The following is a 14,377-nucleotide window of genomic DNA, read 5'->3' on the forward strand; positions in this document are numbered from 1 at the left end:
AGCGCACTATAGAAGCCCCCTCAAAGCCAAAAAATGTTACAAAAAAAGGAGAAAAACAGGTAAGATTCAGGCAGCCAAAACGCCCCAAAAAACGGTAATTCTAGTTGTCGTTAGAAGGGAATTCTAGTTGTCGTTCATCAATGATCTTTGCGAACGAACGAAATGAACCCGGCAATCCAGCGCCCTCATTTCCAATAAACATAGACAATCGGCGTTGAAAGATTTCCCTTGCATTTCTGTAATTATTCATCCTAATATCCAATTTAGTAAGTTGACTTACTGATAGTGTGGATGTTATTTTTCTAAATTTCAAGCAGTATTGCCATACCCAAAATGAATGGCAATAAGGATTCTGTGTTGCCGAGTTTCGTTCGTTCACAGTTTGACTATATTTTTTAAGCTCCGTTATTGGTTCATCATCTATCTTAGAAGTTGATCAACCCGTATTTCAAATACCTCAACTTCATTAAATGTTACTTGAAGTTTGTCGCTTATCGTATCAGTGATTCCCCCTAGACTGAAATTTTTAATCAAATCATCAATTTTTTCTACGATCAGACCAAACTTCCTCTCAGCGGATTCACAAAACTTATTCACATCACTCATGCCTCTCTGATAAATCTCAGCCCCTCTCTCACGAAATTGATCCCAAACCCTTCCCATCCCGCATCCATTTTCTTCGTACTCTCCCATTGAATATCCATCGCCCGCCGCCAACAAAAAACCCGCAACAAAAACAGCTTTCATCATATACTTATATTTATTTATCATCATTCTGCACTCTCCAATATTGATTTGTTAATTGATTCATTAAATAGAGCCTCATTCCATATCACATACTGCCCCTCGCTTTCTGAAAGAATTATACCATTTTCAATAAATCTTCATGAGTTCGAGGCAATTTCTGGATTGCTTCTTCGGGCTTCGCCCTCCGCGCAATGACGTCGTCATGACGAACGAACGAAGTGAAGTGTGGCCATCCAGGAAACTCATGAAGATTTATTGAAAATGGTATTGGTTCAGGCAAAAAAATACCCCGTGTCCGATGATGAATCGAAGCACAGGGCAATTAGAGAGAGGCTCTCTTACAGGACAGAGGCTAAAAAGTACAAGGAAGCAGCTTACTCATGCCTACTCCACATCATCGCTTATATCCCCACAGCAACCAAAACATATCCATGGTTGTCACCCCAAACGCATACATCAATGGGGTGGAAAATGCATTGCTCGTGCTTGGTTTTGATACATCCGCACCCTTATCCAACAAAAGCCGCGCAATGGGCAGAGAACCCTTATCCACAGCATAATGCAGCGGAGTCATCCCATCACTACTCACCAGGTCCACCACCGCCAGATGGTCCAGCAAAACCTCCACAACTTTTATACGGCCGCTTGCCGCTGCCCAATGCAGGGCCGTTAATCCCTTGGAATCCACACGATTAATATCAGCCCCACCCTGGATTAAAGTCTTTATCACATCTGCACTGCCGTACAATGCCGCCACTTCAAGGGGGGATCCATCCTTAAGGATCAAATCGACCGTCGCGCCATGATCCAATAATGCCTTTGCCACAGCTGGCTTATTCAACATTGCGGACAAATGCAATGCTGACAGTCTCGCACACCCTACACCAAACTCATCAATCTTTGCGCCCCATCGTACCAAAACATCTACCAAATCGGGGCTATCAGACATTGCCGTCATCTGAAGTGCTGTCAATCCTTGATACCCAGGAAGACTAACATTTGCATGATGACGCAGCAAAACTTCCGCAACATCTGCATGATTATAATCTACAGCCATATGAAGGGCCGAGAGCCCATTAATAGGACTAACCGAATCAACCTTTGCACCATATTTCAATAAAATTTCTGTAATGCCCACATCGCCACGAGCAGCAGAAAATTGAAGCGCACTTGTTTTAATCTTTCCCGCCTTTAAATCAACTGTCGCACCACATCGCAACAAAGCCTCAACCCCTTCCATGCCCCCATATATCGCCCCCATATGAAGCGCTGCTACCCCATCAATTTGATCAACTTTCGCCCCACCCTTGCACAAGGCCTCCACCAAATTGGCACTATTGCGCATTGAAGCCACATGAAGAGCTGAAATAGTATAACTCCCATCGCTTGTAAGAATGTTAAGGGACAACAAAAGGTCCAGGCTACCCAAGTCACCATCATCTGCATTTTTGTAAAGACGTTCAAATTCCTGCAACGAAACATTTTCTTTTGTAATACTGTTCGTCATTTTAATAAGCATTGGTTTCTCATGGAACCCCAACTTCACTTCTTCACGTGATGATATGTATGATGCCTCCAAGCCCACACTTGATCCAAACAACGTCACAATAAACAAAAATAGCTGAAAAATTTTCCTTGCATTCTTTCTATAGAGCACAGTAATATCCACTTGATAAGTTCTTGTACTGATATTATGGGTATTTTTTGTCTCAAAAATCAATATTTTTTATGAATGGCACCGCGTAAACTAATACACCAAATCATCAGGTCTAATATAAAACATCTGAATCCTTATAATTTCCGGAATTCTATACAGACTTACCTTGTAATTATAACCAAGCACATCTAAACATAGAGAGGCTTCTTTAAAAAAGCCTGTAGGCCTGGCCATAATTATTCTCTTTTTTTCTTCCAGCAACTGAAGTCCCTCCGCAATAAAACTAGATTCCTCCACAACGCCGCCACCCATAACTTTTTCAAAAAATTCCCTAACTGGCTTAAGCACAAGATCTCCAGATTCATCCGCCGAATATCCATCACCCGCTGCCAATAAAATCCCAGCAACAAAAACCATTTTTACTATATATTTATTTATCATCATTCTGCACTCTCCAATATTGATTTGTTAATTGATTCATTAAATAGAGCCTCATTCCATATCACATACCGCTCCTCGCTTTCTGAAAGAATTATACCATTTTCAATAAATCTTCATGAGTTCGAGGCAATTTCTGGATTGCTTTGTCGGGGCTTCCTCCCTCCGCGCAATGACGTCGTCATGGCGAACGAACGAAGTGAAGTGTGGCCATCCAGGAAACTCATGAAGATTTATTGAAAATGGTATTGGTTCAGGCAAAAAAATACCCCGTGTCCGATGATGAATCGAAAGCACAGGGCAATTAGAGGGGGGATTCGGGATGTAGGTTAAAAGTACAGCTTACTCACAACCCCCTCCCCATCATCGCTTATATCCCCACAGCAACCTAAACATATCCATGGTTGTCACCCCAAACGCATGAACCAGTGGGGTCGACAACGCATAACTCGTGCTTGGTTTTGATACATCCGCACCCTTATCCAACAAAAGCCGCGCAATGGGTAAATAATTCTTATCCACAGCATAATACAGGGGTGTCAATCCCTTATTGCTGGCCAAATCAACTGCCGCCAGATGATCCAACAAAACCCCAACCATCTTTTCCTTCCCACGCATCACCGCCCAATGCAGAGGGGTTAATCCATCCTCATCCGGATGATCAATCGCTGCCCCACCTTGGATTAGGGCCACGGCCACATCCGCACTATCGAACCATGCAGCCATATGAAGCGGGCTTGATCCCATCTCCCCAATAAAATTGACGTTCGCACCATACTTCAATAAAAGCCTAGCCATATCGGCATAATCATATTGAGTCGCCATAAAAAGAGCTGTTCTTCCACCATAGGTATGATCAACCACCGCCCCACGTTTCAGCAAGACTTCTGCGCCTTTTAAAAAATTGTTTTCAACGGCGACAAGAAGTGGCCTTATCCCCACGCCATCACTACCCACATCTATCGTTGCATGATGATCTAATAAAAGATTAATGCCATCAACACTCTTCGCAACCACTGCCATATGAAGGGCAGAATAGCCAATGTCACCACAACCCAAATCAACCTTTGCACCATGGTGCAATAATTGAAACATGACACCTAGATGATTTTTGACTGAAGCCAGATAAAGAGGCGTCCATCCCTTGTCGCCCATCAAGTCAACCATCGCACCATTATCCAACAAAAACTCCGCAACCTCTGTGCAGCCATAACATGCAGAAATATGGAGCGGAGTCAAACCATTCTTAACGGCATCAAGCGCTATACCATGCCGAAACAAAATCTTTGCCACATTTACATGATTTTGACGTGTTGCATAATGGAGTAAAGCACTTTCACCTTCACATTGTTTCATAATATCGGGATCATATGCAAATAATCGCTCAACAAGATTGGCATCCCCCCTAAGGGCGGCCCACTCAAGAACTGTTGTTTTGCCAGAACTTTTCTGGGTTATCGTAACACACAAAGGCAACAATAAGCTTAAATCACTATCGGGATTATCTTTTGCCTCCCTGTAAATCTGTTCAAATTCTTGCACAGAAATATCTTGATTTGTGATGATATTTCTTGCCGTTACAAGCGTGGGCATGAGGGCATACAACTCTTCGATTGCGCAAAATGCGGGCACCACACCCAAACCCGCAATAAAACCGAAAGAAATCACACCTAACAAATAGCGTTGCAAAATTTCCCTTGCATTTTTATAACGATTCATTTTAACATCCACAGTGGTAGTCTAATAGATAATATTGTGGGTGTATATTGATCTGTTTTGCAAGGGATTTTCCAGGGCAATCGTTATGCCCCCTCACCCCATTCTTATAATACGATGCGGGGCCAGCAGCGCCTGAAACACGGTTTGATTTTGAATGCTGCTGTTCGCCCTGTTTTCATAAAAATCCGCCACACTCAGCAAAATCGCCTGCCGAATACTGGACGGAATGTGCTTTGGATAATCGCCATAGCCGGCGCGATAAATCACCTCCACCACGCCCAAGCTCCGCTGGCACACCAACTTTGGCAACGAATGCGCCGTCTCGATCATGTATCGTTTGATCGGATGCTTAATGTTATTGGGCCGCACGCTACAAACACTCAGGACCTCAATCAAGGACGGCCGCGGCAAGTAAATTTCCGTCAACTCCTTTTGGCCATCTTCGATCAACTGGTGATGAATCAATTGCCATGTCTGCGAAATCAACGACCGCCCCAAATAGTCTTCAACCAAATTGGTTGACGCCTGAATTAACGACAACAAATACTCATCCTCGTATACGTGATCAAGGCGCAATTGCGCCTTAACCTCCTCCAAACTCACAACCTCAATTCCCGCAGGTTTAATCAATGTCAGCATATATTTACTCCTCAAAACGAATGACTTTAATCGCGTCAAAATTCACCACATCCCCACCAACGCGTTTTGTGGCATAAAATTCCACGTACGGTTTCGCGCTATATGGATCCCGCAGCACATGAATTCCGGCCCGATCCACAATTTGATACGCTTCGTAAAAATTCGCCAAAACAACTGACGAACTCGCCACCCCACTAACCAAGGGCGGCATCTCATCAGCAATCATAACCGGGTGCCCCAACAACGTATCTGGCGCCCCTGCCAACAATCCGGGTTGCCATAAATAATGCCCTGTGGATTCATCCTTTAGCCGTCGTATGGATGCCATCGCACTTCTTGACATAAACCAAACAGCACCCCGCAAATATTCGGGCTTCATCGCATACAGCGTGTTAATCAGCGCATCGCTGTCCGACAATCCACCATTGACCCCCGTTTTTAGGGCTTCAAACTTTCCCCATTCCACCTGACGCAACGGAACACACGGGTAACTCAAAAACCCCTTTGGTTTTCCATCCCCATCCCCATGAATAAACGCTGCATTTTCGCATGCGCTCATCTTTTCGCTGACCTTATTAACCAACCATTGCTCAACATCAATACTGGTATCATCCAAAATTTTCTGACTGGCGCGCGGTTTGGCATAAATCTGGTGCACCGAAATACGCACCTTTGTTAATTCCGGCACCCCCGTTTCCGCCCGATCATCAAGCTCCCCAACCCACCCGACATCGGCATTTCCCTTGTCCAGCAATAATTCCAACGTATCGGTTGAAACTGTTGTGACGCGCGCCAAAGATCGCAAATACGATGTCGTCGACAAACGCTGTTGAACCAAATCCACCATCGGCGCCGGGATAAAATATCCACCTGTTCGCCCCTCCTGAGCCGTCAGCGCCTTTTGGATCATCCCGCCTTCACTCCCCTTTGTTATGTAGTCCAAGAATGCTTGCTTTTTCTGCCCATCAACATAATCCGACACCCCCTCGCCCAGCTTTGGTCGATTTGCCGCCGTATAAAATTGCTGAAATCGGTGTTCTTGTTTTTCTTGGAATGCCTTAAAAGATCCTTCTAATGAATCGATAGCCTGGTCAATTTTTTCAACTGTATTCATGTTTTATTCCTTTTGATTTGATGTCATTTTGATTTAATGATTATGTTTTTTATTGTTATTGATTGCAGATCACCTCCCCCAGGGAATATAATCTCCCCAAAAAATGCCCCATAAGATCGGGCGGAGCCTGCATCTGCTTATAGGCCGTTATCTTCGCCTTTGGATTTGCCGCAAACGTAACCAGGGAGATTTCCCGCAAATCAACCTCCTTTAAAACCCTCCCCCTGGGAAGCCGGTCCGACTGAATCAAATGAAACCCAATGGACAGCCCATCAACAATTCCCGCCTTTAATAATGCATAAGCCTCCCTCCCCTGGCGGATATCCAACAACAACCGCCCCCGCACAAACAAACCGTGGTCATCTTCGCGAATCTCCTCCCATGTTCCGACGGGTATCTTGGGATCATGCTGCCACAGCATTTTTGGCAGTTGCCGTTTTGATTGCCAATTTGTCAAGCTGGTTACAAATGCCCCCTTGGACACGGCCTCCTGATGGTGGTCAATGACGTCAAAAACGCTGGCATACCCCTCGAATATTCCATCGTCCTGACAGCTTTTTAAAATTAGCGAATGATCGATATAGTCCATATAACTCTCCCTATTTATTTTAATTAAAATATAATTTTTGGAATTTTGATTTTGGATTGTTCTGTGATTACCGTGAACAAACGGACCGATAAAACAACAAAAAGCCCTGCACAGAAAATCTATACAAGGCTTTTTGGTATTATTTTAGAGTATTTCTAAGATAGTTTTTTTGAGGGTCGCGCCTCTCACATTCACATTATTTGCTACTGCTTACTCAAAATCAATAAACGGAATCACGGCACTGGCATAATCAAAAATTTTACTGCCGCACAGAAAAGGGGTGAATTCTGTCGAATGCTTTTTTACCCTATCATAAACATCCCGAAATGACATGTCTTTGTCGCGATCTACATCGACCCAATGCCCACCACATACATAGCCTCCCAGATCCTTCCTATTTACGCCAAATCCAGTAACCATTTGAATCAATTCGCTCGATAAGCCACCACTGCACAGTACAAATAACAATTTATGCATATTTTGTGATATAACCGCTTGCGAAAAAAATGGCTCTGGACGGGAAAGCCCAGAAAAAAAATCTGTAACGCATTTGGCATCCGACATCGAACGAACAAATCTGCTATATATCTTGATATCTGTTTTATCCGTAAGTATAAAATTTTCGAATGTTTTTAATTGATCATTCGTTATCTCCTGAAGGGGCTCACTCGCCCACAACATAATGTTGCCTATATATTTTTTTATTCTACAAAGATAATTAAATTCTGAGTACCGTTGCTCCTCTGGTTTTTCTTCTTCTAACGCTATGACTCCTGATAAACGAGTCAACTCATCTTCTATTATCCGTCTATGTTTCAACACACAATCATTGCTCAATAATGCTGCATTAAAAAAATACTTTCGAAGCAAAGGTCTTTGAGAAAGAATCAATTCCCTTGCCTGACCATAAGTTATAGTGGGATCTTGCACTTTATCCATTAACTCAAAAACAGGCTTATATTCCATTGGAAAAGAAAGCCTAGCATCATTGGATAATTTTTCTGTGGACGATTCATCACAGTGTGCCGCAACCACTGCGCCGGTTAATGCCATAACCATAGCCAAAGTTTGAATTAATTTTTTCATAGGCGTTCTCCAATTGATAATATCTAAAATTTATTATAAATTGGAGACTTCCAAGAAACAATCTTTAAAACCGCCTTTGATCCAACTCATCATAAAGTTTTTTGAGATTTGTCAAAGCAGTTTTTCGGTTCGAATTTTGGGTTGAATCATTATGACTTCTGACTTTATGCAACCAATCTAACTGACAATAGACTGTCGTTACTAAATCAGAAAGGCCTGGTTGATTTGTCCCGATCAACTGATTCAGACTTTGTTTGAAACAGTGGACATTATCTCGTAATTTATTTTGCATTGGCATATTATATTGATTAGCTTGTGCCCTTGAAATATCTTTTTCACACCCAAAATCCGGATTGTGACAACCATTCCCGTACAAATCCCCTATTCCGGCCCAATATACCAGAATCAGTCCAGCAACCTCATTATGCAGCCCCTCATCAACAGGAACCGATGCATCCATTGATGACGCGCACAAATTTAAAATACTCAGTAACAGTACAAATATTATTTTCATTGAAACTCCTTTTGTCAATATTTTTGAAATTGATTTATCACAGCAACAATATTATGATTTCACAATCATCATTCCTCCTTTTCTAGTCTCTCCCGAAACTCTGCACATTATGACGGTATTGGATGAAAAACGATTGGGAATGCATAAAACGGGCCAGCAAAACAACAAAAAGCCCTGCACAGAAAATCTATACAGGGCTTTTTGGTTGTCATTTCAGAATGATTTTTTGGGGCTTACAGCCTCAAACTTAGGTCGCTTACGAGGATCACCTATTCAAAATCAATAAAGGGAATCACGGCATGGGCATAATCAAAAATCTTACTGCCGCAGGAAAAACCATTACGCATTCTGCTCTCAACTCTATCAAAAACCTCGCGGAATGGTTTATGACTATCCCTATCAAGATTGACCAATTTTTCACATATAACCATGATACTCACATTCATTCACGAATCGATGGCCTAGTTATTTCTTGCCCAACCCCAAAAATTTCTGAGTATTAGAACGGTGACCACTTTCTGCTTTGCATTTAGCCTTGGCTTCATCATAAAAATATTCGCATTGGCCGGATTTCTTGGATGTTTTTTTACAAACAGCCATATTGGAAACTGCCTTTTCTTTGCACTCTTTATAGATCGCATCCGCTTTTGCATCGATTTCAGCTTGTGTATCGGCATAACTGCAAGGGGTCAATAATACAACAACAACTGTTGCCTGCGCTACAATACTAAAAAATCCTGTTAAACTTTTAATCTTCATGATTCATTACCTTTTCTTTGTGAATATTAGCAAATATGGATTAATCATCCATAGTATTAACCTATCACTCAATTCTTAATATCTAGTTAATTTAAATTTTTTTCATCAATTCTCTCCCCATCCCTCACCCCACAACATCCCCACCCTCGATCGGACTGTACCCCACGGCTTGGCGTTTCTCATTCACGGTCAAAAAATCAGCCCCAACAATCTTGGCCCATGCAGCTTCTCGCCGTGGCGCCAGCGCTGGAATTGAATCCAGATCATATCCAATCCGAAAACCCTCTCCAAAATACGGCACCAACCACAAATTAAATTCCGCAACCAAAAATTCCAACAGCGGCAGAATCGTGTCCTCCCACAAATGGAATCGCGCCTCCTTGTAATTGGCAAACGTCGCATCCCCCGGCACCCCCGCCAGCATGGGTGGCACCCCAAATGCCTGCGTAATCTCACGCGCGGACATATTTTTCCCCTCAACAAAATCCAGATCCTTAAGCGACATCCCCATTTCCTTCCACTCAAAATCCCCCTCCAAAACCATAATGCGACCCGCGTTTTTGGTCCCCTCGTACGTCACCCTTAAATCCTCACGCAGGGTTTGCCTCTGCTCCTCCGTCAGCGGATACCCATGTGGCGCCGGCTTTACCAACAATGCCCCCGACGGCCGCCCCCCGTTTTGCAACAATGCCAAATTATGTGCCGCCACCGCATTGTGTTGATCAATGGAACAGCTTGATGCCTCAAGCGGGCTCATCCCGTACCAATCATTCAAGGGGTTGAATAATTTCAAATGCAAAACCGACGATTCCCCCGACACTGCATCCACAGACAATCGCTTTTTATGGGCCCCTGCCGCATACTCAAACGCTGCTGGAACGCCACCCAATCCTGGGACAACTTTCACCCGATCAGGGCGCAGGGGATATAATTCCATTGGCTGGCCCTGGGCATTTAAAACGGCTTCGATATAGGCATTGCCCGACAGCAATAAATACCCAACGACCGCCTCGATAAAGGCCGACCCCGCCTGTTTTGGACTGGGGGAGTTCAGCAACATTAACAATGGATGATGATCCACCTCGTGCTCCCCGGATCCTTTTCGCTCATACAGCAGCCATGGAACGCTGGCCAATCCACGTGCAATCACAGTCACGCATCGGTACACGATCACATTTTTTTGGTATCCCTCCTCCGCCAGGGCATCATATCGCCGCGGAGTCCACACGGGTTGCCCCAATGTTGCACACGCAACCATCGCCCCAACGCTGCTCGCTTTTTGTAATGGAACGGCTTGATCCTTATTCCGGGATGCAGGCGCAAAACGACCCATCCACGATGCGATACTATCAATCGACATAGTTTTCCCCTGATTAAAATAAAGTAAAATGAAATTTTTTGATTTGAAATGAAGAATTGAGGAGATTTTAGGTGCTGTTTATTCACACCAACATCAATTCTATATTTTTTATACTATATATTTGCGACGAAAGGCAAACTTTAAAATGTCCCATGAAAAGAATTTTGAATGGATATCGTGACGTCATGGCGAACGAACAAAGAAAGCGTGGCCATCCGGGAAACCTAGGCTTGAACCCTGCACACAAGACCACTCCCGTCATCACACAACACCCACCCTCCGTCATCCCGTGGCTTGACCACGGGACCCATGTATTCCGTTGTGGATCCCGCGATCAAGTCGCGGGATGACGGGGGTGTTTCTATAAACCGACAAGAAAAAATGGGCATATCACTCGGATTTCTGCGGTATTGAGAGTTCGGGGACAGAACCCCCAATCATTCATAAAAAATGGCGCTATGTTAAACTTAAATCAACTTTTAAATAAACCTACCTATTGTTTAGTAAATTTAAATTTAGTTATTTTAACCTCCCGTTAATAACTCACCATGCATAATAATAACAAAGATAACACTATTTAACCTGAGCTCAATATAACAAGTCAATAAGACCCCGGCAAAAGCGAGTTTCCCTATGGCTTGACCATAGGGTCCAGAGAAAGAAATTGATCTTTATCAACTGGGGAAAACTTCGGTGGGCTCTGTTTTGATACGGCTCTTACGTCGAACTGGGGTTATCTAGGCGCTACAAAACCAGCACCAACAAAGCCAAAAGGAATCCGCCATCATGACACAACAACGCAAATTCTATTTTTCGGCCCTCATCACCCTCTTCATTGCCAATATCGGCATGGTGAATATCGCGAATTCCGCAAGTTATGATGGCGCATATATTGGCAATGTACCCGCCACAACAGACGATCTAAAAGCCAGCATTCAGATATTATTGAATCGACCCTATTCTTCATCAATTCACTCGGACTCCTACGCAAATTCTAACGTAAATAGCTGGACTAATTTACAACTCCGCGCCTATTTAATAACATCACAGGAATTCACAACAGTGATGTTGCCCCAAATCAATGTCATGTCCGCAGCTGCCTTAGCAGCAAGTTCACCATCAAACACCACTTATCATTATCCAGGCCCCGGGATATCCACAAACGGTGTATTAGCAGTGCAAGATGTGGTCAATGCCTACCGATCAGTATTGTGCAGAAACCCTGAATCATCCGATGTCGTGTACGGGGAATTAACAGCACGCAATAATTATCTAGACATGTTAAGGGATTTTACTGGGTCATACGAATTTGGGACCATGGTTCAAAATGACACAACGCCATCGCCCATAACTGGTCTCACATTAAAGGCCGCCATATTCCCCGGCACCTAATAAACACCCTCAAACCCCCAACCAGAAAGGCACACCCCACATCATGGATTTTATCATACGATTAACGGGCCTGGTCCTTATGACAAAAGGAAAACAATCACAAATGCATGCACTTCTTCTTATTCTTGCCCTGGCACTATCCGGCTGCCAGAACACCTCGTCGGACAATTCATTGCCCGTTACCTTTCATCCGGATTATGGCCTGCCCCTGGTTAATATTGGCATTAACGGGGAAACTATGCTGGCCTATGTCGATACGGGGGCTAATTTCCTTAGGGTCTGCTTGCCCAAACAAGACATAGAAAGACTGGGTGCCCACCCGAATGGCAAGGTAACACGATTCTTTGGATTAGGCGGGATGGCTCATGCATCCCCAGAATACGATGCCTTTCTTACCCTTGGGGTCAACGCCCCAATAAAAACATCCATTCAGGAATTCAAGGAATGGGGATTCACAATGGGTCAAAAACCCTATGATTCGCTGGGTCTAAAGCCAGCCTATATTGGGTTGCGCCTTTTAAAACACTATACCCTGTTCCTTGATTTTTCAAAAAATGATCTCCGTCTTTATCCGCCATCCTTTTCACCAACAGGGATGGCGGACTGGACCGAAATTCCATTCACAGTCACAGCCAGCGGGATTGAATTTCCCTTAAAATTAGAGGGATCCACAGTTCAAGCCATTTTGGATACAGGGGCCAGTCGTTCATTGTTGATACAGGACCCATCCATTTTTTCCGATCACCATCACCGACGGGAATTCGCCCAAAAAATTATCCTTACAGGATTACAGATTGGAAAGTTGCTTTTGGATCCACTGACGGTCATACATAAACATTTTCCAAAGCCGGATGTTCATTTGATTCTTGGGTGCGATTTTTTAAAGCACCATCAACTGTACATTAGCTTTAAAGACAAAAGAATCTGGATACGAAAGGCCGCCCCTCAGATCGAAAATCACCCCGTTAGTGTTGAGGCAGCCCCTAGGGAGCGCATGCTGCTTTAATCGCCATCGTTATACCCGTCAGCATACTTTGAACCGCAAGGGCCGATAAAATAATACCAAAAACACGCGTCAAAACGTTCGTCCCCGTCACACCCAGAATGCGCATAATGGGATCCCCGGCCCTAAGACAGATATAGACAATCAGCAAGACGATCACCAACAGCGCAACAACGCTGGTCTGGGCTAGAAGGCTCACCCCTTCTGCTTGGCGCATCAGAACAACCGTGGACGTTAGCGCACCAGGCCCCGCAATCAAGGGAATGGCCAACGGAAATACACTGATGTCGTCACGTTGGGCGGCTTCCTTTGTTTCATCGCCAGTCGGCGCACGCATTCCTGTGTTTTGGGAAATAACCATATCAAGGGCCGCCAAAAATAACAAAAATCCCCAGGCAATACGAAAGGCGGATTCTGATATATTCATCACATCAAGAAGTTTTTCCCCCAAAAAAGCAAACGACAGCAGCAGAACAAGGCTGATAAAGCAGGCTTTCTTAGCCGTTTTGACCTTAACCTCCTTTTTATCAGAGCACGTCAAAGATATAAAAACAGGCACAATCGCAAAGGGATCAATAACAACAAACAGCGTTATAAACGTTTGCCAAAGAAATTCATTCATAATATCGCGTCAATACAAATATATAAAAAGTCATAATACTTACTATAGACTGGCATAAATGGCAAAGCAATAATAGAAAACAGATCTCGCACAAAAATCGTATACAATGATCGGCCTTGTAATCATTTTATAAATCCTGAATACGCAAAATAATTATCCCTGTAAACTATTTATTAACCTTTCGGATGATATATTTATATCTAGAACAGAGTATCAAATAAGGGGATTGGACATGAAAAGCAAGGGAATATATGTCCTATTTTTAAGCATTGGGATAACCGCAGTATTGGCAGAAACGGCTGCTGACACAGAAAATTCATTTTATCAGGGAAAATCTGACCACAAGGCATCCATTGCAATGACCCCCTCGAACGGAGATCGGTCCGTAAAAGAAGCCATGGTTGGTGATTCAGTCAGGGCAAAACAACTTCCCGTTAAAATAAAGCGAGTCGTTCATTATAGCACTCTTCCCATGCAAAATGTGCCTGCCCAAAAGAAGGATGAAAACAATACCGAAGGCAACACAAACGAGGAAGACGACGATACCCAATCCGATAACAATCCCATACCCGTCGATCTGTCAACGCCCTATGCCCGACAACTCTATTCGACAAACATGCCGATGCTGATGCCGATTTCCTTTATTCAAGAAGTCAACGGATAGCCCCCGTGACCCTATAGATCATTCCCAATAATTTTCCCCAACACAACTCTATTGTCATTCTCGTGCTTGACACG

General features: G+C 43.7%; 16 protein-coding genes. 3 read left to right on the top strand and 13 right to left on the bottom strand.

The genetic code is table 11. The features are described from left to right. Window positions 1-420 precede the first annotated feature (420 nt). The 12 genes from NTX76_03090 to NTX76_03145 form a co-directional block, all read right to left on the bottom strand. Complete coding sequence (locus NTX76_03090; GenBank protein MCX7338253.1) at window positions 421-774, bottom strand: hypothetical protein; 354 nt, start codon at window positions 772-774, stop codon at window positions 421-423. 367 nt (window positions 775-1,141) lie between these two features. Beyond that, window positions 1,142-2,266 (bottom strand): ankyrin repeat domain-containing protein, encoded by a 1,125-nt coding sequence (locus NTX76_03095; GenBank protein MCX7338254.1) that lies wholly within the window; start codon window positions 2,264-2,266, stop codon window positions 1,142-1,144. 228 nt (window positions 2,267-2,494) lie between these two features. Beyond that, entirely contained in the window at window positions 2,495-2,848 is a 354-nt protein-coding gene (locus NTX76_03100; GenBank protein MCX7338255.1) for a hypothetical protein, read from the bottom strand. A gap of 357 nt (window positions 2,849-3,205) precedes the next feature. Continuing rightward, window positions 3,206-4,561: an ankyrin repeat domain-containing protein gene (locus NTX76_03105; protein ID MCX7338256.1), complete on the bottom strand. Its 1,356-nt coding sequence runs from the start codon at window positions 4,559-4,561 to the stop codon at window positions 3,206-3,208. A gap of 93 nt (window positions 4,562-4,654) precedes the next feature. Next, window positions 4,655-5,200, bottom strand: coding sequence for a head-tail connector protein (locus NTX76_03110; GenBank protein ID MCX7338257.1), 546 nt, complete (start codon window positions 5,198-5,200; stop codon window positions 4,655-4,657). 4 nt (window positions 5,201-5,204) lie between these two features. Continuing rightward, entirely contained in the window at window positions 5,205-6,314 is a 1,110-nt protein-coding gene (locus tag NTX76_03115; protein MCX7338258.1) for a phage major capsid protein, read from the bottom strand. A 55-nt stretch (window positions 6,315-6,369) separates the two neighbouring features. Beyond that, window positions 6,370-6,903, bottom strand: coding sequence for an HK97 family phage prohead protease (locus tag NTX76_03120; protein ID MCX7338259.1), 534 nt, complete (start codon window positions 6,901-6,903; stop codon window positions 6,370-6,372). Between the two features lie 210 nt (window positions 6,904-7,113). Further along, complete coding sequence (locus NTX76_03125) at window positions 7,114-7,989, bottom strand: hypothetical protein (GenBank protein MCX7338260.1); 876 nt, start codon at window positions 7,987-7,989, stop codon at window positions 7,114-7,116. A gap of 64 nt (window positions 7,990-8,053) precedes the next feature. Continuing rightward, window positions 8,054-8,503, bottom strand: a complete 450-nt coding sequence (locus NTX76_03130) for a hypothetical protein (protein ID MCX7338261.1) — start codon at window positions 8,501-8,503, stop codon at window positions 8,054-8,056. 269 nt (window positions 8,504-8,772) lie between these two features. Then, window positions 8,773-8,934: a hypothetical protein gene (locus NTX76_03135; protein MCX7338262.1), complete on the bottom strand. Its 162-nt coding sequence runs from the start codon at window positions 8,932-8,934 to the stop codon at window positions 8,773-8,775. A gap of 34 nt (window positions 8,935-8,968) precedes the next feature. Continuing rightward, entirely contained in the window at window positions 8,969-9,262 is a 294-nt protein-coding gene (locus NTX76_03140) for a hypothetical protein (protein MCX7338263.1), read from the bottom strand. Window positions 9,263-9,386: 124 nt separating this feature from the next. After that, window positions 9,387-10,622: a phage portal protein gene (locus tag NTX76_03145; protein ID MCX7338264.1), complete on the bottom strand. Its 1,236-nt coding sequence runs from the start codon at window positions 10,620-10,622 to the stop codon at window positions 9,387-9,389. A 786-nt stretch (window positions 10,623-11,408) separates the two neighbouring features. Here NTX76_03145 and NTX76_03150 point away from each other — a divergent pair. Both NTX76_03150 and NTX76_03155 read left to right on the top strand, forming a co-directional pair. Then, entirely contained in the window at window positions 11,409-12,014 is a 606-nt protein-coding gene (locus NTX76_03150) for a hypothetical protein (protein MCX7338265.1), read from the top strand. A 43-nt stretch (window positions 12,015-12,057) separates the two neighbouring features. Continuing rightward, entirely contained in the window at window positions 12,058-13,020 is a 963-nt protein-coding gene (locus tag NTX76_03155; protein MCX7338266.1) for a hypothetical protein, read from the top strand. On the opposite strand, the gene NTX76_03160 is transcribed toward NTX76_03155, so the two are convergent. Then, window positions 12,998-13,639: an NAAT family transporter gene (locus tag NTX76_03160; GenBank protein ID MCX7338267.1), complete on the bottom strand. Its 642-nt coding sequence runs from the start codon at window positions 13,637-13,639 to the stop codon at window positions 12,998-13,000. The two genes, NTX76_03155 and NTX76_03160, sit on opposite strands and share 23 nt — an antisense overlap. Window positions 13,640-13,871: 232 nt before the next feature. On the opposite strand from NTX76_03160, the gene NTX76_03165 reads away from it, so the two are divergent. Beyond that, window positions 13,872-14,303, top strand: coding sequence for a hypothetical protein (locus NTX76_03165; protein MCX7338268.1), 432 nt, complete (start codon window positions 13,872-13,874; stop codon window positions 14,301-14,303). The last annotated feature ends 74 nt before the right edge of the window (window positions 14,304-14,377 follow it).

This window comes from Alphaproteobacteria bacterium, from assembly GCA_026400645.1.
Taxonomy (GTDB): domain Bacteria; phylum Pseudomonadota; class Alphaproteobacteria; order Paracaedibacterales; family CAIULA01; genus JAPLOP01.